Source organism: Enterobacter sp. UPMP2060 (assembly GCF_053709655.1).
This window is the reverse complement of the sequence record NZ_JBSKJQ010000010.1, coordinates 124,287-145,650: the sequence shown is the minus strand read 5'-3', so window position 1 is coordinate 145,650 and position 21,364 is coordinate 124,287. Positions and strand designations below refer to the sequence as shown.

General features: G+C 56.3%; 18 protein-coding genes and 5 tRNA genes. 8 read left to right on the top strand and 15 right to left on the bottom strand.

What is annotated here, in order from left to right; all coding sequences use genetic code 11:
• The 5 genes from ACWKXN_RS18125 to ACWKXN_RS18105 all read right to left on the bottom strand — a co-directional run.
• Window positions 1–245, bottom strand: a 245-nt coding sequence (locus ACWKXN_RS18125) for a GTP-binding protein (RefSeq protein WP_227520603.1), incomplete at its 3' end; no start/stop codon positions are given.
• Window positions 246–363: 118 nt separating this feature from the next.
• Window positions 364–439, bottom strand: a tRNA-Thr gene (locus ACWKXN_RS18120).
• A 6-nt stretch (window positions 440–445) separates the two neighbouring features.
• Window positions 446–520 (bottom strand) — tRNA-Gly (locus ACWKXN_RS18115).
• A 117-nt stretch (window positions 521–637) separates the two neighbouring features.
• A tRNA-Tyr gene (locus ACWKXN_RS18110) sits at window positions 638–722 on the bottom strand.
• An 8-nt stretch (window positions 723–730) separates the two neighbouring features.
• Window positions 731–806 (bottom strand) — tRNA-Thr (locus ACWKXN_RS18105).
• Between the two features lie 317 nt (window positions 807–1,123).
• Between ACWKXN_RS18105 and coaA the strand changes: the two genes are divergently transcribed.
• Window positions 1,124–2,074, top strand: a complete 951-nt coding sequence (gene coaA, locus ACWKXN_RS18100) for a type I pantothenate kinase (protein WP_063145380.1) — start codon at window positions 1,124–1,126, stop codon at window positions 2,072–2,074.
• Window positions 2,075–2,118: 44 nt separating this feature from the next.
• Here the strand turns inward: coaA and dppF are convergent, their stop codons facing one another.
• From dppF to ACWKXN_RS18055, 9 genes are all read right to left on the bottom strand, one after another.
• Window positions 2,119–3,132, bottom strand: coding sequence for a dipeptide ABC transporter ATP-binding subunit DppF (gene dppF / locus ACWKXN_RS18095; protein WP_447724354.1), 1,014 nt, complete (start codon window positions 3,130–3,132; stop codon window positions 2,119–2,121).
• A complete protein-coding gene (gene dppD, locus ACWKXN_RS18090) occupies window positions 3,129–4,112 on the bottom strand; it encodes a dipeptide ABC transporter ATP-binding protein (RefSeq protein ID WP_008502772.1) in 984 nt (327 codons plus the stop codon). The genes dppF and dppD overlap by 4 nt, the downstream gene beginning before the upstream one ends.
• A gap of 10 nt (window positions 4,113–4,122) precedes the next feature.
• Window positions 4,123–5,025 (bottom strand): dipeptide ABC transporter permease DppC, encoded by a 903-nt coding sequence (gene dppC, locus ACWKXN_RS18085; protein WP_454544106.1) that lies wholly within the window; start codon window positions 5,023–5,025, stop codon window positions 4,123–4,125.
• A 9-nt stretch (window positions 5,026–5,034) separates the two neighbouring features.
• Window positions 5,035–6,054 (bottom strand): dipeptide ABC transporter permease DppB, encoded by a 1,020-nt coding sequence (gene dppB, locus ACWKXN_RS18080; protein WP_023334097.1) that lies wholly within the window; start codon window positions 6,052–6,054, stop codon window positions 5,035–5,037.
• 161 nt (window positions 6,055–6,215) lie between these two features.
• Window positions 6,216–7,823, bottom strand: a complete 1,608-nt coding sequence (dppA, locus tag ACWKXN_RS18075) for a dipeptide ABC transporter periplasmic-binding protein DppA (RefSeq protein ID WP_096150895.1) — start codon at window positions 7,821–7,823, stop codon at window positions 6,216–6,218.
• 620 nt (window positions 7,824–8,443) lie between these two features.
• Window positions 8,444–8,520, bottom strand: a tRNA-Pro gene (locus tag ACWKXN_RS18070).
• A gap of 91 nt (window positions 8,521–8,611) precedes the next feature.
• Window positions 8,612–10,306 (bottom strand): kdo(2)-lipid A phosphoethanolamine 7''-transferase, encoded by a 1,695-nt coding sequence (gene eptB, locus ACWKXN_RS18065; RefSeq protein WP_039261186.1) that lies wholly within the window; start codon window positions 10,304–10,306, stop codon window positions 8,612–8,614.
• Window positions 10,307–10,545: 239 nt separating this feature from the next.
• On the bottom strand, window positions 10,546–11,748 hold the full coding sequence (locus tag ACWKXN_RS18060) for an L-lactate MFS transporter (protein ID WP_454544105.1): 1,203 nt from the start codon (window positions 11,746–11,748) through the stop codon (window positions 10,546–10,548).
• 238 nt (window positions 11,749–11,986) lie between these two features.
• Complete coding sequence (locus ACWKXN_RS18055) at window positions 11,987–12,685, bottom strand: autotransporter domain-containing protein (protein WP_033146996.1); 699 nt, start codon at window positions 12,683–12,685, stop codon at window positions 11,987–11,989.
• A 154-nt stretch (window positions 12,686–12,839) separates the two neighbouring features.
• On the opposite strand from ACWKXN_RS18055, the gene tag reads away from it, so the two are divergent.
• Entirely contained in the window at window positions 12,840–13,421 is a 582-nt protein-coding gene (gene tag, locus ACWKXN_RS18050; RefSeq protein ID WP_029741572.1) for a DNA-3-methyladenine glycosylase I, read from the top strand.
• Entirely contained in the window at window positions 13,399–13,845 is a 447-nt protein-coding gene (locus ACWKXN_RS18045; RefSeq protein ID WP_454544104.1) for an N-acetyltransferase, read from the top strand. The genes tag and ACWKXN_RS18045 overlap by 23 nt, the downstream gene beginning before the upstream one ends.
• Here ACWKXN_RS18045 and ACWKXN_RS18040 read toward each other — a convergent pair.
• Window positions 13,808–16,087, bottom strand: coding sequence for a molybdopterin guanine dinucleotide-containing S/N-oxide reductase (locus tag ACWKXN_RS18040; RefSeq protein WP_454544108.1), 2,280 nt, complete (start codon window positions 16,085–16,087; stop codon window positions 13,808–13,810). The genes ACWKXN_RS18045 and ACWKXN_RS18040 overlap by 38 nt on opposite strands.
• Window positions 16,088–16,298: 211 nt before the next feature.
• Between ACWKXN_RS18040 and ACWKXN_RS18035 the strand changes: the two genes are divergently transcribed.
• The 5 genes from ACWKXN_RS18035 (at window position 16,299) to ACWKXN_RS18015 (ending at window position 21,351) form a co-directional block, all read left to right on the top strand.
• The gene (locus ACWKXN_RS18035; RefSeq protein ID WP_024909080.1) at window positions 16,299–16,961 is read left to right on the top strand and encodes an OmpA family lipoprotein; all 663 of its coding nucleotides are present in this window, start codon (window positions 16,299–16,301) and stop codon (window positions 16,959–16,961) included.
• Window positions 16,962–17,141: 180 nt separating this feature from the next.
• Window positions 17,142–18,158: a LacI family DNA-binding transcriptional regulator gene (locus ACWKXN_RS18030; RefSeq protein WP_023309954.1), complete on the top strand. Its 1,017-nt coding sequence runs from the start codon at window positions 17,142–17,144 to the stop codon at window positions 18,156–18,158.
• A gap of 103 nt (window positions 18,159–18,261) precedes the next feature.
• The gene (locus ACWKXN_RS18025) at window positions 18,262–19,011 is read left to right on the top strand and encodes a sugar phosphate isomerase/epimerase family protein (RefSeq protein WP_039261178.1); all 750 of its coding nucleotides are present in this window, start codon (window positions 18,262–18,264) and stop codon (window positions 19,009–19,011) included.
• A 3-nt stretch (window positions 19,012–19,014) separates the two neighbouring features.
• Window positions 19,015–19,953, top strand: coding sequence for a sugar kinase (locus tag ACWKXN_RS18020; RefSeq protein ID WP_454544103.1), 939 nt, complete (start codon window positions 19,015–19,017; stop codon window positions 19,951–19,953).
• Between the two features lie 117 nt (window positions 19,954–20,070).
• Window positions 20,071–21,351, top strand: coding sequence for an MFS transporter (locus tag ACWKXN_RS18015; RefSeq protein ID WP_048980837.1), 1,281 nt, complete (start codon window positions 20,071–20,073; stop codon window positions 21,349–21,351).
• Window positions 21,352–21,364 lie beyond the last annotated feature (13 nt).

Below are 21,364 nucleotides of genomic sequence, written 5' to 3'. Positions count from 1 at the left end.
CAGTCTACGTGTGCGTAGTGGCGAGTCGGGGTGTCATATTCAACGTGGGAAGTGTTGATGGTGATACCACGAGCTTTTTCTTCTGGTGCGTTATCGATCTGGTCGAATGCACGAGCAGAACCACCGTAGGTTTTTGCCAGAACGGTAGTGATTGCAGCGGTCAGCGTTGTTTTACCATGGTCAACGTGGCCGATAGTACCGACGTTAACGTGCGGTTTTGTACGTTCAAACTTTTCTTTAGACATCGATTGTCCCTCTAAGACACGGATAAATCGGTGATATCACCACATCAACCAGGCGAAATGCCTGAATTGTTGAATACAGTAAAATTGAAACAGAGAGAAACGGGAAGGAGAAGTGAAGTGGTGCTGATACCCAGAGTCGAACTGGGGACCTCACCCTTACCAAGGGTGCGCTCTACCAACTGAGCCATATCAGCACGTATTGGAGCGGGCAGCGGGAATCGAACCCGCATCATCAGCTTGGAAGGCTGAGGTAATAGCCATTATACGATGCCCGCATCCTGAAACTCGGCTACCCAGTTCTTTCTGTAACAAAAAAAGAGATTTCTCTCTTTTTCAGTTTGAGCTGGCTAATTTTTCCAACCAGCTCCGGCGGCATTTACGCTGCCAGAAAGTGGTGGTGGGGGAAGGATTCGAACCTTCGAAGTCTGTGACGGCAGATTTACAGTCTGCTCCCTTTGGCCGCTCGGGAACCCCACCGGACTTGATGGTGCCGACTACCGGAATCGAACTGGTGACCTACTGATTACAAGTCAGTTGCTCTACCTACTGAGCTAAGTCGGCATCAAGTAGCGCGCATTCTATGGATACCTGCGCGGTCATGCAACTAAAAATTTGCATAAAACGTTCTTTCGCTCACATTTTATGCGAACAGCGTATCGGACGCTGTAAAAGTAGTCATTTGAGGTCAAATATTCAACATATCATCGTGATTTGCACCGTATTCACCGTAGCGTGACGGCTTCCGCGTAACGCAGCGCTTTCCATCTTTTTTCTTATTATTCCCGTCATCTGGTGTTAACCTCCTGCCCATTGTCCAAAATTAACTGTGTGATGAGCCACGATCCGGCAGTGTGATGCTGGCTCACTGAAGCATGCTTATGAGCAAAAAAGAGCAAACGTTAATGACGCCTTATCTTCACTTTAACCGCAGCCAGTGGGCTGCCCTGCGTGATTCCGTCCCTATGACGCTGACGGAAGGTGAAATCGCACGGTTAAAAGGGATAAACGAAGATCTGTCCCTGGAAGAGGTGGCAGAAATTTATCTCCCCCTCTCTCGCTTGCTTAACTTCTATATCAGCTCGAACCTGCGCCGTCAGGCCGTGCTGGAGCAGTTTCTCGGGACGAACGGTCAACGCATTCCTTATATCATTAGTATCGCAGGCAGCGTGGCCGTGGGTAAAAGTACCACCGCGCGCGTCCTGCAGGCGCTGTTAAGCCGCTGGCCGGAACACCGCAGCGTGGAGCTGATCACCACCGACGGCTTCCTGCACCCGAACGAGGTGTTAAAAGAACGTGGGCTGATGAAGAAGAAAGGTTTCCCGCTTTCTTATGATATGCACCGTCTGGTGAAATTCGTTTCCGACCTTAAATCTGGTGCCCCAAATGTCACCGCGCCAGTCTATTCGCACCTGATCTACGATCGCATCCCAGGCGGGGATAAAACCGTGGTCCAGCCGGACATCCTGATTCTGGAAGGTCTGAACGTGCTGCAAAGCGGGATGGACTATCCTCACGACCCGCATCACGTATTCGTCTCGGACTTCGTCGATTTCTCTATTTATGTCGATGCGCCGGAAGACCTGCTGCAAAACTGGTACATCAACCGTTTCCTGAAGTTTCGCGAAGGGGCGTTCACTGACCCGGATTCCTATTTCCACCACTATGCCCAGCTTTCTGAAGAAGAAGCGATCAACGTGGCGACGGGGCTGTGGAATGAGATCAACTACGTGAACCTCAAAGAGAACATCCTGCCGACGCGCGAGCGTGCGAGCCTGATCCTCACCAAGAGCGAGAAGCACGCCGTCGACCAGATTCGCCTGCGGAAATAATCAAGCAGATATAAAAAAACCGGCTAAGCGCCGGTTTTTTTTCGTTATGGATGTGGCTTCTCGCCATTTTCATCCTGATCGACCGCGAAGCAGGCAACCAGCTGGCCGCCATAATCCTTCAGCTGCGGCTGGAGCTGGGTGCACGGACCGAAGCGGCGACTGCAGCGGGCGTTGAATGCGCATCCCGGAGGCGGATTCAGCGGGCTTGGTAGTTCACCCGTCAGCTTAATACGCTCACGACGATCGTCCGGGTTCAGACGCGGCGTCGCAGACAGCAGCGCCTGGGTATACGGGTGACGAGGGTTATTAAAGATCTGGTCTTTAGTCCCCTTCTCCACGCAGCGCCCCAGGTACATCACCATCACTTCATCGGCAATATGCTCCACCACCGACAGGTCGTGGGAGATGAACACGTAAGAGAGCCCCAGCTCCTGCTGGAGATCCATCATCAGGTTCAGCACCTGCGCACGCACGGATACGTCGAGCGCGGAGACCGGCTCATCGGCAATCACCACGTCCGGATCGAGCATTAGCCCGCGGGCGATAGCGATACGCTGACGCTGGCCGCCGGAGAACATGTGCGGATAGCGATCGTAATGCTCGGTTTTGAGGCCGACCTTCGCCATCATCGCCAGCGCTTTTTCACGGCGCTGCTCTTTGCTCAGATTACTGTTGATCAGCAGCGGCTCTTCCAGAATCTGCCCGACTTTTTTACGCGGGTTCAAAGAACCATACGGGTTCTGGAACACAATCTGGATTTTCTGGCGACGCAGCTTCTGCGCCTGCGGATCGTGCTTGAGCAGATCCTGCCCCTGATAATAGAGCTCCCCGCCGGTCGGCACTTCAATCATCGTCAGCAGACGGCCCAGCGTGGATTTGCCGCAGCCTGACTCCCCCACCACCGCCAGCGTTTTACCGCGTTCGAGGTTAAAAGAGACGCCGTCCAGCGCTTTCACCAGGCGTTCAGGGGCAAACAGCCCCTTCTTCACCGGGTAGTATTTTTTCAGATCGATGGCCTGCAACAGCGGTTGTTGCTTGGTGGCCTGTTCCGTACTCATAGTGTTGGCCTCCCGGCATCATCGAGTGGGTAGTGGCATTTCGACTGACGGCCGTCAGCAAGCTGGTTAAGCTCTGGCTCTTCTGCCCGGCATTTGTCCGTTGCATACGGGCAGCGCGGATTGAGCAGACAGCCCTGCGGACGGTCATATTTACCCGGTACCACACCCGGCAGCGACGCCAGACGCGCTTTGTCCTGAGCAAACTCCGGCAGCGCGCGTAAAAGCGCCTGGGTATACGGATGACGCGGCGCGCGGAAAATATCGTGTGAATTTCCGGTTTCGACCACCTGGCCGGCATACATTACGATGATTTTGTGCGCGGCTTCGGCCACCAGCGCCAAATCGTGCGTAATCAGCACCAGCGCCATATTCTCTTTCTGCTGCAGCTCCAGCAGCAGTTCGATGATTTGCGCCTGAATGGTCACATCCAGCGCCGTCGTCGGTTCATCCGCAATCAGCAGTTTTGGTCGACAGGCAATCGCCATCGCGATCATCACGCGCTGGCTCATCCCACCGGAGAGCTGGTGCGGGTAAACGTCCAGACGTGATGCCGGGTCAGGAATACCCACCTGGTTCAGCAGGTCGATCGCGCGCTGACGACGGGTTTTCTTATTCCCGCCCTGATGCACCTTAATCGCTTCCATAATCTGGAAACCAACGGTGTAGCAAGGATTCAGGCTGGTCATGGGATCCTGGAAAATCATCGCCACTTCGGCGCCCACCAGCTGGCGGCGCTGTTTTTCAGAAATGCGCTTCAGATCCTGACCGTTGAACTGCAGGTTTTCCGCCATCACGCGGCCCGGGTAATCAATCAGCCCCATGATCGCCAGTGAGCTCACTGACTTACCGGAACCGGACTCCCCGACAATGCCAACCACTTCGCCCTGATTTACGCTGTAGCTGATGCGGTCCACGGCGCGAAACGGGGTGCCTTCGTCGCCGAAGTGCACCGATAATTTATCTACATTTAATAACGCCATCTCGTGCCTCTTACTGCTTCAGTTTGGGATCAAGCGCATCACGCAGGCCATCACCCATCAGGTTAAATGACAGCACCGTCAGCAGGATTGCCAGACCCGGGAAGGTGACAACCCACCAGGCGCTTTGTGCGAACTGCAACACGTCGGAGAGCATGGTGCCCCACTCCGGTGTTGGCGGCTGCGCACCCATGCCCAGGAAGCCAAGAGCGGCCATATCAAGAATGGCGTTAGAGAAACCGAGCGACGCCTGAACAATCAGCGGCGCCAGGCAGTTAGGGAAGATATTCACGAACATCTGGCGCATCGCACCGGCACCCGCCACGCGAGAGGCGGTGACGTAATCGCGGTTCACTTCCACCAGTACCGCCGCACGGGTTAAACGCACGTAGTGAGGGAGCGCCACGAAGGTCAATGCCAGCGCGGCATTGCCTATCGACGGGCCGAAGATTGCCACCAGCACCAGCGCCAGCAGCAGGCTTGGCAGCGCCAGCATGATATCGACGATACGCATGATGATGTTATCAACGATGCCGCCGAAGTAACCGGCAACCAGGCCGAGTACAACGCCCATGATCAGCGACAGCACAACAACGAGACAGCCTACCAGCAGCGACAGGCGCGCGCCGTACATCAGACGCGACAGCACGTCGCGACCCACGTCATCGGTACCCAGCAGGTGCGTCAGGCTACCGCCATCCTGCCACGCAGGAGGCGCGAGCAGCGCATCGCGGAACTGGTCCGCCGGATTATACGGTGCGAGGAAGTTCGCAAACACCGCAATCAGGATCATGATTACGACATACACCAGCCCTACCACCGCGCCTTTATTGCGCTTGAAGTAGTGCCAGAATTCCTGCAGCGGCGTCATAGGAACCGGTGCAGCGACCACTTTATTTTGAGTGACTTGTGACATGATGGTCCCTTACTTCTTATGACGAATACGCGGGTTCACCACGCCGTACAGCAAATCGACCAGCAGGTTGACGAGGATAATCATCGTCGCGACCAGCAGTACACCGCCCTGCACAACCGGATAGTCACGGCGTTGCAGCGCGTCAATCAGCCAGCGTCCAAGGCCCGGCCAGGAGAAGATGGTTTCGGTCAGGATCGCCCCCGCCAGCAACGTACCCACCTGGAGGCCGATAACGGTCACCACCGGCAGCATGGCATTACGCAGCGCATGGACGATGATGACGCGCATACGCGTCAGGCCCTTTGCGCGCGCGGTGCGGATATAATCCTCACCCAGCACTTCCAGCATCGATGAACGGGTCATTCGCACGATCACCGCCAGAGGAATAGTGCCCAGCACCATGGCAGGCAGGATCATGTGCGCCACGGCATCAATGAAGTTGCCCTCTTCGCCCCAGATAGCCGTATCGATCAGCATAAATCCGGTGAGCGGGTTGGAGTCATCAAGGAAGACCATATCGCTGACGCGCCCGGAGACCGGTGTCAGGTTAAGCTGCACCGATACCAGCATGATCAGCATCATGCCCCACCAGAAGATAGGCATGGAGTAGCCGGTCAGCGCCAGGCCCACGGCGGTGTGGTCAAAAATAGAGCCACGCTTGACGGCAGCCAGTACCCCAACAGGAATACCCACCGCAGTGGCGAAAATCATAGCGCAGACGCCAAGCTCCAGCGTCGCTTTAAAACGCGGCACGAACTCGTCCCACACCGGAAGACGGCTTTTCAGCGAAATCCCTAAATCACCGTGCAATACGCCCCAGATATAGTGGAGGTACTGCTGCCACATCGGCTTATCGAGACCGAGTTCCGCCAGCAGCTGTGCATGGCGCTCAGGGGAAATACCACGCTCGCCCGCCATAATCATTACCGGGTCGCCGGGGATCATATGGACGAAGGCAAAAGTGAGAAGGGTGATACCGATAAACGTGGGGATAACAAGTCCCAGACGTCGGAGGATGAACTGCAACATAACCCGGATTCTCTCTGATGACGCACGACCAGTGGCGTGACGTCTGTATTGCTCACAAATGTAAATTCCCTCTCCTGGCGGGAGAGGGTTAGGGTGAAGGGCGTGCATGCATCCCCTCACCCCTGCCCTCTCCCAGAGGGAGAGGGAGAACACCCTACTTATTATTCAACAGATACGTTTTCGAAGTGGTGTTTGCCCAGTGGATCAACCACGTAGCCCTTCACTTCTTTACGCACTGGCTCGTACACGGTGGAGTGAGCAACAATCAGCGCCGGAGCCTGATCGTGCATAACAACCTGAGCCTGCTTGTACAGTTCAATACGTTTGTTGTGATCGTCGGTCGCACGCGCCGGCTGGATCAGGTCTTCAAACGGCTTGTAGCACCAGCGAGAGTAGTTAGAACCGTCTTTCGCCGCCGCGCAGCTGAACAGGGTGGCGAAGAAGTTGTCCGGATCCCCGTTATCACCGGTCCAGCCCATCATTACCGCCTGGTGCTCACCCGCTTTGGCGCGCTTCAGGTACTCGCCCCACTCGTAGGTCACAATCTTGGCCTGAACGCCAACTTTAGCCCAGTCAGCCTGAACCATTTCCGCCATACGGCGTGCGTTCGGGTTGTATGGACGCTGAACAGGCATCGCCCACAGCTCAACGGTAAAGCCTTTATCCTGGCCCGCTTCTTTCAGCAGCGCTTTCGCTTTCTCAGGATCGTAGCTGTAGTCTTTAACGTCGTCGTTATAGCCCCACATGGTTGGTGGGATCAGGTTTTTGGCAGCAACGCCCGCGCCCTGGTAAACGGCTTTGATGATCGCTTCTTTGTTCACCGCGTAGGTCAGCGCCTGACGCACTTTCACGTCATCAAACGGTTTTTTCTCGGTGTTGAAGGAGAGATAGCCCACGTTCAGGCCAGCCTGCTCCAGCAGGTTGATGTTCTTGTCCTGCTTCATGCGGGCGATGTCAGCCGGGTTCGGGTACGGCATCACCTGGCATTCGTTTTTCTGCAGTTTTGCGTAACGCACGGAAGCATCAGGCGTGATGGAGAAGACCAGACGGTCGATCTTCGGCTTGGTACCCCAATAGCCTTCGAACGCTTTATACAGAATGCGGGAGTCTTTCTGGTACTGCAGCAGCTGGAATGGACCGGTACCGATTGGGTTCAGGTCAACTTTTTCCGGTGTACCGGCTTTCAGCATGTTGTCCGCGTACTCTTTGGACAGAATTGAAGCGAAGTCCATGGCCAGGTCAGCCAGGAATGGCGCTTCCGGACGCGTCAGTACGAACTGAACCGTTTTATCGTCCACTTTTTTCACTTCAGCGATCAGGTCTGGCAGACCCATCCCTTCGAAGTATTCATAGCTGCCGCCAGACACTTTGTGGTACGGGTTCTGAGCGTTTTTCTGACGGTCGAAGGAGAACACAACGTCGTCGGCGTTAAAGTCGCGCGTTGGTTTGAATTCTTTGCTGTCCTGCCACTTCACGCCCTGGCGCAGGTGGAAGGTATAGGTTTTACCGTCTTCGCTGACGTCCCACTTCTCGGCCAGACCCGGAATCACTTCCGTGGTACCGGTTTTGAATTCAACCAGACGGTTATAGATCGGTACAGAGCTTGCGTCGTAAGTCGTACCAGAGGTAAAGAGCTGTGGGTTAAAGCCTTCCGGCGAGCCTTCAGAACAGTAAACCAGGGTTTTTGCCTGTACGCTTGCTGCCACGGTCATAGCCACCAGGCTCAGACCAAGCTTCAGCATCCCTGACTTCTTCAAGGAAATACTCATTATTCTGCTCCAATGTGATGTTTTGCTTTGTTGTGTTACGCCGCCAGACCTTTATTTATTTTTTACCCGGTCCGGTCGGTGATGCCCGAAGGCTTTAAAGGGATGGAGAATCCTTTCAGAAGAGCGTTTGAGTTGCAGCGCAGATCGTCCCTGAAATGCCCCTCATGCCCTACAATCTGTCAACAGAATGTGAAAACGTCAATACAGGTGACGGGGATTTACGCTGAGTGTGAGAAACCGCAAACAAAGATTAAAAAAACTATGCATGCCAGTTTTCAGCAGGGAAATTTATGCTACTCGCTATCTTGCAGCACAAGTCTCTTCATATTTCGCAACAATCAGTGATTAACTTTTATTCAGAATGGGTAAATTTTCTTGCAGAATGGTGATTATCTGAGCACTAAATACCGCGAACGTTAAAACGCACAGCGAAAAATGCTGAGGTTATCCATAAGCAACGCGAAAAAAGATCAATCTATATATAAAAAAATACAATGGATTATGTCACAAAATCGTTAACAGGCAGGGAGAAGCAGGCCTAAGGGGCGTTTTGGATACTCTGACGGGATAAGATCATAATGCAAAAAGGGCTAACCTTGCGGTTAGCCCTTTTCAGAATGTGGTCGGCGAGAGAGGATTCGAACCTCCGACCCACTGGTCCCAAACCAGTTGCGCTACCAAGCTGCGCTACTCGCCGAATGCGGAGCGCATCTTACTGCTGAGGTGCGCCCCCGTCAATCCCTTATTTTCAAAAAGCCATTCAACTGGCGATATTCTCGCCAGGGCAGCTACTGCGCGGCTTTTACGCTGTTATCAGGGAGTTTACACCAGTTGTTGTTTTCGTTAATCCCACCATTCGGTGAGGTATAGCCGAGACAACCCATAATGGTGTCGTACAGCTCAACGTGACGACGCGGCACCTTCATCTCCGCCTCTTTTTTCAGCTGAGCAAACATCTTCGCCTTCTCCGGATTTTCAAGATACTTATCCGACATCCACATGATCATCGGCACGCGGAACTGCTCCGGCGGTGCCAGCTTGCGCGGCGTACCGTGCAGGTGCTCTTTCTCGTTGATGGATTCACCGTGGTCTGCCGCGTAAATCACAATCGCTTTTTTATCGCGCAGCTGGTCGATCACCCGGCTCAGGAAGGTATCCACGTACAGCACCGAGTTGTCGTAGGCGTTGATCAGCTCCTGCTTGCTGCAGTCTTTATTAATGCCCACGCACTCAGGCTGCCACTTCGCAAAATCACGCGTGTAGCGCTGGTAATAGCTGTAATGCGACCCTTTGGTATGCAGAATAACCAGATGCTTACCCTGCGGATGGTTCTTGAGGGACTGCGACATCTCTTCCAGCAGCAGCATGTCGTCGACGTTTTTACCGCGGTTACGCGGCTCGGCGCCAATCTGCTCGCGGTACGCGATGTTATCTGCAAGGGTGTTGGTGTAGAACCACATCTCACTTTGCATCGCGAACAGGTCAGAGCTAAACCCAAGCTGCTTCAGCACGGCAAACACGTTCTGCTCTTTCAGCGTGCGTTGCGGGTTATCGCTTGCACCGCCTTCACGCACAAACATACAGCGCAGCGAGAGCTTGGTTGCGGTATCGCAGGAGTAGCCACGGTAAGCCACCAGGTTTTTCTCCTGCGCCAGCTTTGGCGTGGTGTCCCGGTTATAGCCGAGAATACCCATATGATCCCAGCGCGTCGTTTCGCCGATGACGAAGACGACGTACGTATCATCAATCCCGTCGGCTGGCGGCTGGTAGGTGAATTTTTTCGTTGGATTGATCAGCGATTTCACATCACTGGATTCGTCCGCCTGCGCCCAGGCATACAGACCTAACGCTGACAGCCAGTTAGACGGCAAATACGAGTTTGCCACCACGCCGCCATAGCTTGGCATATCCACGCCCGTCGCTTTTTCAACGCGTTTTTGCTGCGTTTCCATCAGGCGGATTGGCGCCCATACCAGCAGACCAGCCAGCAGGACAACGACGATATTGCGGATCCGCTGTCCACGCGTGCGCAGCTGGCGTAACAGCGTATAGCGGCACGTATTGTTCCAGATAAAGAATAGCGGTATCAGACAGGTTAAAACTGTCCAGACGATAAAGCCTTTCCCTACTACCTCTTTCGAGAGATCGATATCCGTGGTCATCACCGAGGCAACGATACCGTACCCAATGACCACGTTCATAAAGGTCATGTAATAGCTTGCGGCGGCGGAAATAATCACCACCAGCGAGGCCAAAATTTGCCAGGTACGTCGGCCAAAAAGGGACAGCAGGCGTAAGAGGAAGAAGGTAGCGAGGACGGAGCCGAACACTTCAATGGCGGCAAAAATACCATTACTTACGGTAAGGTGTTCAAAATAACCTTCCACTCTTCTGAACAGTACCGCGCCATTCAGAAATAATCCGATATAGACAGCCAGCATCAGACACAATCTTTGCTGGGTAAGAGACCTAATGTATTTCATGCAAACAACCCTGGGGGAAGGGGTATAAAAACCCGACGAATCTCAAAGAGAAAGCGGACAGAGTACGTAAATGCGTAAGGAAGCGTTATTAGAAACGTCTACAAGCGCGATAAGTAGACCACAGCGGGAGAGAAAAGTGGCAGCAGAGAGTGTGATCGGTATAAATTTTTACAAAATATCGAGACGGGAAGCGTCTCGCATAAAGAAAAAAGAGGCCACAGAGGCCTCTTTCATACTGCTTACGCGTGCGCTTCTTTGAATACTTCACGCTGCGGCTGGCGAATCGTGGTCGAGAGCGCCAGCGAGATAATCAGCAGGGCAAATATGACGCAGAAGGTCACGTAGAACCCGCCGAACAGAGAGGCTATCAGCGAGCCGCAGATGCTGCCGATCCCGAAGCCAAGATAGATAACGCCGTAGTTTTTCGCCAGATTGTTCAGGCCAAAGAACTCGCTTACCAGTGACGGGAAGACGGTAATCGTGCCGCCGAAGTTAAAGGCCACGCAGGCAATCGCCGCAAAGAAGGTGGCTTCATTCAGCGGAGCGAACAGCAGCGCCGCCATGCCGACCAGCGAAACCACCTGCCCAATCGTAATCACACGGATGCGGGCAATTTTGTCAGACAGAATACCGAGCACCAGACGACCGGAGAGGTTGGCAATGGAGATGACCGTCACCGCATTCGCCGCCGTGGCCGCATCCAGCTTCACCATCCCCTGTGCGATATCCTTCGCCACGCCGATGACATACAGTCCGCTCATGCAGGCCGTCAGGAACATCACCGCCAGCATCCAGTACTGCGGTTTACGCATGGACTGCGCGAGGGTGAAGTCGTTCTCCACCACGCCGTTAACGGATTTGACCTCCTGCTGCGGTGCATCGGTCATCAGCGTGGCGCCGAACAGAATCATCACCAGCACGATTGCGCCCCAGATCATAAAGGTGTTTTCGAGGCCAACGGACGCCAGCAGATGGGAGTCGATAAATTTGAATCCGAGGCTGCCCAGGCCATAGGAGCCGATGGCGAACGCGGAGATTAAGCCTTTACGCTCCGGGAACCACTTCACGCAGTTTGACAGGGTCAGCAGGTAACCTGCGCCGTCCGCCAGCCCCACCAGCACGCCGGCGCTCAGCCACAGCATCATCAGGTTGCTGGAATGCGCCGTCAGGAAAAAGCCCAAACCCAGCAGAATGCCGGACGCTATGGTCACACGCTTCACCCCAAAACGCTCCTGCAGCTTGCCCGCGACGGAAGACGAAATCGCCAGACCCAGGCTCAGCAGACCAAAGGAGAACGCAACCTGGCTGACCGGCGCGCCGAGTTTGTCGGAAAGCGCGCTGTTAAATAGGCTCCAGGTATAGACCGACCCCAGCGCAAACTGGGTGACGATGGTGCCAAAGAGCGTGAGCCAGCGCGTGCGGTTATAAGTTGATGTGTTCATGGCAGTTGTCCTGCAGGAGAAATTAAGGAAGTTCGCTGAGGACAACGATAAACAAAACCTTAATACGCCTGGGGTAAAACGGCATGAAATGCAGGCGGAACGGAATGAAATGCCTGGAAACGGGAATGAATGGCCTGGCCCGGGCATAAAGCGACAGCGTGTTAGTATCCGCTATCGCTGTAACGCCCGTGGTTGTTGTATTCGAGATGTTATCGTAACGTTTAAAAAAGTAACAACTCTAGAAATTTGCGCTAACGCCGAGGGTGTATAAAAACTCCTCACCGGTGGTGGTGTGCTCCCCCTGAGCCAGCGACGCATAGGCCGCGACGTGCGTATTAAAAGGAATATCCGTTCCCACGGTGACGTCCATCCAGCTACCGTTTTGGGCAGGAGCTGGCGTTTGCGGCATGCCAAACTGCGATTTCCACTGGTTTTCACCAAACTGCTGGTTATAGCTAATCTGCGCCCACGGACGAAGATCGCCGTACTGGGTATTCACGCGCCACCCCAGCGTGCTGACGCTGGCATGCCAGAGCGGGTCGGTGATTGCCTGCGTCGACGCGCTATCACCAAACTCGTTGATCATCATGGGAGCCGTGCCGTCGTACCGCCACGCCACTACCGGACCGGTGGTGATACGCGCTGAAACCGGAAAATTCCAGCCCACGCTCATCGCCCCCTCCGGCGTGCTGCCAGACGGTATATTCAGGGCAAGACCCGGCGCGTTTTGCGAAGACTGAATACGCTCAGCAAGAATATCCTCATAACGCGGTTGGTGATCCGCGTCCCATGTATAGCGTTCCGCCGTATTATTTTGGGCGTCTGAAACGATATATTCCTGTTGCCAGGCAGACGCTGTATTACAAAAGAACAGGCAGGCTGAAATTCCCACCAGGCCAGAAGCAGCATGGCGACCACTGATTTTTTTTATCATCATCAACGCGACCCCAGAGAGAGCCGAATTCGGCGATATTTGTCGTTATTCAGGAAGAGCTTATAGCCCTTGTATTAACTATTGTCTTTATAGTAAACACGTCAAGCCAGTCAGAATGAAAATTTTGCGAAATCAGTATCAATAAGGGAGATGACGGATGGAACGTTGCGGTTGGGTGAGCCAGGATCAGCTTTATATCGACTATCACGATCGGGAATGGGGCGTACCGGAAACGGATGGCAAAAAACTCTTTGAGATGATCTGTCTGGAGGGCCAGCAGGCGGGGTTGTCATGGATTACGGTACTGAAGAAACGCGAAAACTACCGCAACGCCTTCCATCAGTTCGATCCTGTCGCCGTCGCCGCGATGACCGATGAAGATGTGGAACGCCTGGTGCAGGACGCCGGCATCATCCGCCATCGCGGTAAGATCCAGGCCATCATCGGCAACGCTCGCGCTTACCTGGCGATGGAACAAAACGGCGAATCGTTCTCAGATTTTGTCTGGACGTTTGTGAACAACGATCCGCAGGTCACCCGGGCCGCCACGCTCGCGGAAATCCCGGCCTCTACCCCGGCCTCGGATGCGCTCTCGAAAGCCCTGAAAAAACGCGGCTTTAAGTTTGTCGGTTCCACCATCTGCTACGCCTTTATGCAGGCCTGTGGCCTGGTCAACGACCACGTTACCGGCTGCTTCTGTCATCCGGGAGGCCATCATGATCCGCAAATGGCAAAGTGAGAATACCGCGCCGCTTCTGAGCCTGTGGCTTGAAAGCACCACGGAAGCGCATCCGTTTATCGAGCCGGGTTACTGGAAAGAGAACGAGGCCATGGTGCGGGACGTTTACCTGCCGTCGGCGGAAACCTGGGTCTGGGAACAGGATGGCGAGCCATACGGATTTATCAGCGTGATGCAGTCTCAGTTTGTCGGCGCGCTGTTTGTCGCACCGTCATGCATCGGGAAAGGCATCGGGCGCGCGCTGCTGAACCATGTTCAGCAGCGCTTCCCGCATTTAACGCTGGAGGTATATCAGAAAAATGTGCGGGCGGTGAATTTCTACCATGCTCAGGGCTTTCGCATTGAAGACAGCGCCTGGCAGGATGACACTCAGCACCCGACGTGGATCATGAGCTGGCAGGCGGATCAAACGCCGTTAAGTTAAGCTCGGGTCCCTGATATTTTTCTACCCAGGCCAGCGCCGTGTTCCCTGCGCAGCCATTCCCCAGCTTCGAGCTGGGGAGATCTTTGGTCAGCACGTTAACCGCCCCGTTTTTACAGATCCCTCCCTCGGCGGGCTCAAGGTCGGGCCATGCGCCCTGATGAATGCAGATCACGCCCGGTTTAATTCCGTCGCTCACCACCGCCCCTGCCAGCACCTGCCCGCGCGAGTTCCAGACGCGCACCACGTCGCCGTCCGCAATCCCCCGGGCTTTCGCATCGAGGGTATTCAGCGTGATCGGCTCTCGCCCGGCGACCGCATACTGCTCGCGCAGGGACGTATAGTTAAGCTGGCTGTGCAGACGGTGCGCGGGATGCGCAGACAACACCTGCAGCTGTTCCGGCTGGGCGTTGCCGTGCCACTCGTCCGGCTCGAGCCACATAGGGTGTGGCGGGCAGTCGGCATAGCCAAAGCTGGCGATGCGCTCGCTGTGGATCACGATCTTTCCGCTCTCGGTTTTCAGCGGGTGGTTCTCGGGGTCGCGGCGGAAATCGGCAAAACGGACAAACTTCGCGTTCTGTTCGCTCTCCGGCATCTCGACGATCTGGTTCGCTTCCCAGAATTCGGCAAATGGCGGAAGCGTCACGCCCTGCGCTGCACCGCGCTGGCCGGCAATCTGGTAGAAGGTTTCCAGCCATTGCAGATCGCTTTTCCCCTCGGTAAAACGCTCGCGACCGCCCGCTTCCCACAGCTCGCTCAGTTCAGCAAACACGTCAAAATCATCACGCGCTTCGTCTCGCGGGGCCACTACGCGCTTCATCGGGACCATATGCTGGTTGCTGTAGTCGCCGGTCATAGTGAGATCGTTACGCTCAAACGAGGTGGTCGCCGGCAGGACAATATCTGCATGCTTAGCCGAGCCGGTCCAGAAGCACTCAGAAATCACCACCAGCTCCGGCTTTTGCCAGGCGCGGATCAGGCGGTTGGTATCCTGATGGTGCGTGAAGTTCGACCCGCCCGCCCACCAGACAAATTTAATGTCCGGGAAGTGGCGGTCCAGACCGTTGTGCTGATAGAAACCGCCCGGGTTTTCCAGGGCTTCAACAATACGCGCCACCGGGATTTTATCCACGGCATCGACGCCGCCCTGCACCGAGCCTTGCAGAGACGCCAGCACCGCCGCTTTACGCGTCGGGTTACCGCCGTTTGCAAAGTGATAGGAGAGACCAAAACCCCCGCCCGGCGTGCCGATTTGCCCAAGCATTGCGGCAAGCGTTACCAGCATCCAGTGTTTTTGCTCGCCAAACTGCTGACGCTGCATTCCCCAGCCGGACATCAACATCGTGGTATTTTTATGGAACAACGCCGCCAGTTCGCGGATTTTCTCCGCAGAAACGCCGCAAATCTCTGCCGCCCACGCTGCCGTTTTCGCCACCCCATCGGATTGTCCCGTCAGGTAGTCGGCGAATTTATCGAAGCCGGTGGTACAGCGCGTCAGGAATTCAACATCGTGCCAGCCGTTTTCTACCAGCGTATGGGCGATCCCCAGCATCATCGCCACGTCGGTACCCATATGGGGGGCAATCCACTCGGCGGTGTCGCCGAAGAAATCCATGGTTTCAGAGCGCATTGGGTCAATGCAGATGATGCGCTTGCCGCTTTTGCGCAGCGCGTCGAAATACCCAATCCCCTGCTCGTCGCTGGCATTCCAGGCAATTTTCAGCGTATTGAGCGGGTTGGCGCTCCAGAGCACTACCACGTCGGTATGCGCCAGCACCAGCGGCCAGCTGGTCTGCTGCTGGTACACTTCGTTCCCCCCTACGACGTACGGCATGATCGCCTGCGCCGCGCCGGTGGAGTAATCCCCGAGATGGCCGGTATAGCCTCCCGCCAGGCTCATGTAGCGCTGCAGCAGCGTCGAGGCCTTGTGCAGCACGCCGTTCGAACGCCAGCCGTAAGATCCGGCAAAAATGGACGACGGACCGTAAGTGTCGCGAATGCGCTTATGCTGGGCGTGGATCAGCGCCAGCGCGTCATCCCAGCTCACGCGAACAAACTCATCCTGACCGCGGATCCCCTGCGGTTTATCCGGCGAGGCCAGAAAACCTTTACGCACCATCGGCCAGCGCACGCGCGTTTTGCTGTGCACCTGATCGCGAACGACGATCTGTAACGAGTTGGGATGTTGGGTTGGCAGTGCCCCGCGGGACGACAGAACATTTTCGCCATCGGTTTCGACCAGCATCGGCCCCCAGTGGGCGGCGGTCAGAATGGTTTTCGTTGAGGTGCTCAAGCGTGCGCTCCTGGTTGCGTGCAGGTTTACGGCCTTCTTTCTGAGGCAGTTTATGGTTTGTCACAAATTTCAGAGTTATACCCGGAATTTTCTCCGTATCTGGACGTCATAATCAACTGCCACGCTCGCCGTGGCAAAGAATAAAAAGGATTAAGGAAAGAAGATGAAAAAACGCGTACTCGTTATTGCCGCTCTGGTGAGCGGTGCACTGGCTGTTTCTGGCTGCACAACTAACCCTTACACCGGTGAGCGTGAAGCGGGTAAATCCGGCATTGGCGCGGGTATCGGCTCGCTGGTCGGCGCAGGCGTGGGGGCGCTCTCCTCCTCCAAGAAAGACCGCGGTAAAGGCGCGCTGATTGGCGCAGCGGCGGGCGCGGCACTGGGCGGCGGCGTCGGCTATTACATGGACGTGCAGGAAGCGAAGCTGCGCGACAAAATGAAGGGAACCGGCGTGAGCGTGACGCGCAGCGGCGATAACATCATCCTGAATATGCCGAACAACGTGACCTTCGACAGCAGCAGCGCAACGCTGAAACCCGCGGGCGCGAACACGCTGACCGGCGTGGCAATGGTGCTGAAAGAGTACAACAAGACCGCTGTGAACGTGATGGGCTACACCGACAGCACCGGCAGCCAGGATCTGAACATGCGTCTGTCCCAGCAGCGCGCCGATGCCGTAGCCAGCTCGCTGATTACCCAGGGCGTTGAAGCCAACCGCATCCGCACCAGCGGCATGGGCCCTGCCAACCCTATCGCCAGCAACAGCACGGCGGAAGGCAAAGCGCAGAACCGCCGCGTTGAGATTACGTTGAGCCCAATTCAGTAGGCAAAAGCAAAACGGCAACGCTCGTTGCCGTTTTTAGTGGTTGCACCCTCTCCCGTGGGAGAGGGTTGGGGTGAGGGCACCAGACCGCACCCTCCGGTAAGCGCAGCGCCACCGGGCAAATTACTTGATTCGTCTGATTTTCCCGTTAAGGTATTCTCACTAAATTCAGGGAAATCAGCGATGAGCAAACCAGCCCGGGCCACCATCAGCGACGTGGCGAAAGCCGCCAAAACCGGTAAAACCAGCATTTCGCGCTACCTTAACGGCGAGAAACACCTGCTGTCCGACGCATTGCTGGCGCGCATTGAGCAGGCCATTGCCGATCTCGACTACCGTCCCAGCCTCATGGCGCGCGGGCTCAAACGCGGCCGCACCCGCCTTATCGGGCTTATCATCGCCGATATCACCAACCCCTATTCCGTTAACGTGCTCAGCGGTATTGAAGCCGCCTGCCGCGAGAAGGGCTTCACGCCGCTGGTCTGTAATACCAACAACGAAGTCGACCAGGAGCTGCATTACCTCGATCTGCTGCGCAGCTATCAGGTCGAAGGGATTGTGGTTAACGCGGTGGGCATGCGGGAAGAGGGTTTAAATCGCCTGCAGCAATCCTCCCTGCCCATGGTCCTCATCGACCGTAAAATCCCGGAATTTGCCTGCGATGTGGTCGGGCTGGATAACACCCAGGCCGCCACGACCGCCACCGAACATCTGATCGAACAGGGCTTCGAGGCCATTCTGTTTCTGAGTGAACCGTTAGGGATGGTCAATACCCGTCGCGAGCGCCTGAGCGCATTTCGCACCACGCTGGAGCGATATCCCGGCGTGATCGCCGAAAATGCCGAAACGCCGCTTCACGAAGCCGACCAGCTCGACAACACCCTGCGCCAGTTCCACACGCGCCATCGCGGGATGCGCAAAGCCGTTATCTCCGCAAACGGGGCGCTGACGCTTCAGGTCGCCCGCTCGCTCAAGCGCATTGGCCTGCACTGGGGCAGCGATATCGGTCTGCTGGGGTTTGATGAACTGGAGTGGGCGGAGCTGGCGGGCGTCGGCATTACGACACTCAAACAGCCCACCTGGCAGATTGGCTATGCTGCTGTTGAACAAGTGGTTCGCCGCATTGAAGGCACCAGCGATGCCGTTCGCGAGCAGGTCTTCTCCGGCGAGCTGATCGTTCGCGGCTCCACGGCGCGTTAATTTTCCCTTGTGATACCGATCATAAATTCAACATCGTGACCTTTTCTTTGGAACCGGTTCCATCTAGCGTAATAGTATTGTTATGTTGCGATGGAGTCCGAAGATGGGCAGGAAAATTATGGTGGTCACCGCCGCGTACGGTGCGGAACAGGTGCGACAGGCAGGCGGTCAGCGGGCGATGCTTCCCGTTATTGCAGGCGCAGGGGCAGACGGCGTGGAGATCCGCCGGGAACTGTTCAGCAGCGAAGAGCTGCTGACGCTGCCTGCGCTGGGAGAATCCATTGAGCTGCTCGGCCTGCTGGCGTGCTACTCCGCCCCCGCCGCCCTGTTTATGCCCGACGGCACCCTCAACCCGGATCTGACCCGCTATCTCTCTGAGGCCAGCACCCTGAACGCCCTGTGGCTGAAGGTTTCCCTGGGCCATTTCCGCGACGCGCAGCCTCTCGACGCCCTGCGTAGCCTGCTGAACGCAAGCGGCATGGCGCTGGTCGTGGAGAACGATCAGACCGACTGCGGACAGCTCGCGCCGATGCAGCGCTTCCAGGCCGCCTGTCGGGAAATGGCATTGCCCGTCACGCTGACCTTCGACATGGGCAACTGGCTGTGGGTCGGTGATTCCCCCGAAGAGGCCGCGCGTCACCTTGCCCCTGCGGTGAGCTATATCCACGTGAAAGCCGCCGTGCCGCATAAAGATAACTTCCGCGCCGTGGCGCCGGACCACGCTGATGCGCGCTGGCTGGATCTGCTCGGCCAGCTGCCTGCCGATGCCCCGCGCGGTATCGAGTTCCCGCTGGAAGGGACGGATTTAACCGCCGTTACCCGCCATTACGTCAACCTGCTGCGCGAGGAGTAAACCATGCACAAGACGCTGGATGTCATCACCATCGGCGAGGCCATGGCGATGTTTGTCGCCACTGAAACGGGCGAGCTGAACGCGGTAGAGCACTTTATCAAGCGCGTGGCGGGCGCAGAGCTGAACGTCGCGACCGGCCTGGCGCGTCTCGGCCTGAATGTGGGCTGGGTCAGCCGCGTGGGGGACGACAGCTTTGGCCATTTCGTCCTCGACTCGCTGAAAAAAGAGGGTATTGATGCCGCAGGCGTCACCCTTGATGGACGCTTCCCTACCGGCTTTCAGCTTAAATCTAAGGTCGAAAATGGAACCGATCCCATCGTGGAGTATTTCCGTAAGGGATCGGCCGCAAGCCACCTCTCTGTAGCGGATTACCACGCCGACTATTTCGCCTCCGCGCGCCATCTGCACCTGAGCGGCGTGGCGGCAGCTCTGTCCGCCAGCTCGTATGAACTGCTGGATCACGCGGCAGCCACTCTGAAAGCCCAGGGAAAAACGATCTCTTTCGATCCGAACCTGCGCCCGGTGCTGTGGAAAAGCGAAGAGGAAATGGTCGAGAAGCTCAACCGTCTGGCGTTCAGAGCGGACTGGGTTCTGCCGGGCCTGAAAGAAGGGATGATCCTGACCGGCGAAAGCACGCCGGAAGGCATTGCCGATTTCTACCTGAATAAAGGGGTAAAAGCGGTGGTGCTGAAGACAGGCGCCGATGGCGCATGGTTTAAGACGGCCAACGGCGAACAGGGCGCGGTCGCGGCGGTCAAGGTTGAGAACGTGGTCGACACCGTCGGCGCGGGCGACGGTTTTGCCGTGGGCGTGATTAGCGCCCTGCTGGAAGGCAAAACGCTGCCGCAGGCCGTAGCGCGGGGCAACAAGATTGGCTCGCTGGCCATTCAGGTGCAGGGCGACAGCGAAGGATTACCCACGCGAGCAGAGCTCGGCGTTTAAATGCCCTCTCCCTGCGAGAGAGGGCCAGGGTGAGGGCAGCAAGCCACACCAAATAATTAAACCACCGTGTACCCTACAGACAACGGCGGTAACAACCTCAACAACAGAGGCAAGCCTATGAACAGTTCGACCAATGCAGTAAAACGCTGGTGGTACATCATGCCAATCGTGTTTATCACGTACAGCCTGGCGTATCTTGACCGTGCCAACTTCAGCTTCGCGTCCGCGGCGGGGATCACAGAGGACCTTGGCATCACCAAAGGTATCTCCTCCCTGCTGGGAGCCCTTTTCTTCCTGGGCTACTTCTTCTTCCAGATCCCCGGCGCGATTTATGCGGAACGCCGCAGCGTGCGTAAGCTGATCTTCGTCTGTCTGATCCTGTGGGGCGCCTGCGCGTCACTGACCGGCGTGGTGAACAATATTCCTGCCCTGGCCGCCATTCGCTTTATCCTCGGCGTCGTTGAGGCGGCGGTTATGCCGGCGATGCTGATCTACATCAGCAACTGGTTTACCAAATCTGAACGCTCGCGCGCGAATACCTTCCTGATCCTCGGTAACCCGGTGACGGTACTGTGGATGTCGGTGGTGTCTGGCTACCTGATCCAGTCCTTCGGCTGGCGCGAGATGTTTATCATCGAAGGGGTCCCGGCAGTGATCTGGGCATTCTGCTGGTGGGTGCTGGTGAAAGATAAACCTGCCCAGGCGAAATGGCTTTCCGAAGACGAAAAAGCGGCGCTGCAGGCGCAGCTGGATAAAGAACAGCAAGGCCTGAAGGCGGTACGTAACTACGGTGAAGCCTTCCGCTCGCGCAACGTGATCCTGCTCTGCGCGCAGTACTTTACCTGGAGCATTGGCGTGTACGGCTTTGTGCTGTGGCTGCCGTCGATTATCCGCAGCGGCGGCGAAAACCTCGGCATGGTAGAAGTGGGCTGGCTCTCTTCCGTACCGTACCTGGCCGCGACCATCGCCATGATCGTCGTCTCCTGGGCGTCGGACAAGCTGCAGAACCGAAAATTGTTTGTCTGGCCGCTGCTGCTGATCGCTGCTTTTGCCTTTATCGGCTCGTGGGCCGTGGGTGCAAATCACTTCTGGGCCTCTTATACCCTGCTGGTGATCGCCGGTGCCGCCATGTATGCCCCGTACGGTCCGTTCTTTGCCATCATCCCGGAAATGCTGCCGCGTAACGTCGCGGGTGGCGCGATGGCGCTGATTAACAGTATGGGTGCGCTGGGGTCGTTCTGCGGCTCCTGGTTCGTCGGCTACCTGAACGGTGCCACCGGCAGCCCGTCCGCATCGTACATCTTTATGGGGGTGGCGCTTTTCGCCTCCGTGTGGCTTACTCTGATTGTTAAGCCTGCTAATAATCAACAACACCCTGTCGGCGCACGCCACGCCTGAATCCTTAAAAATC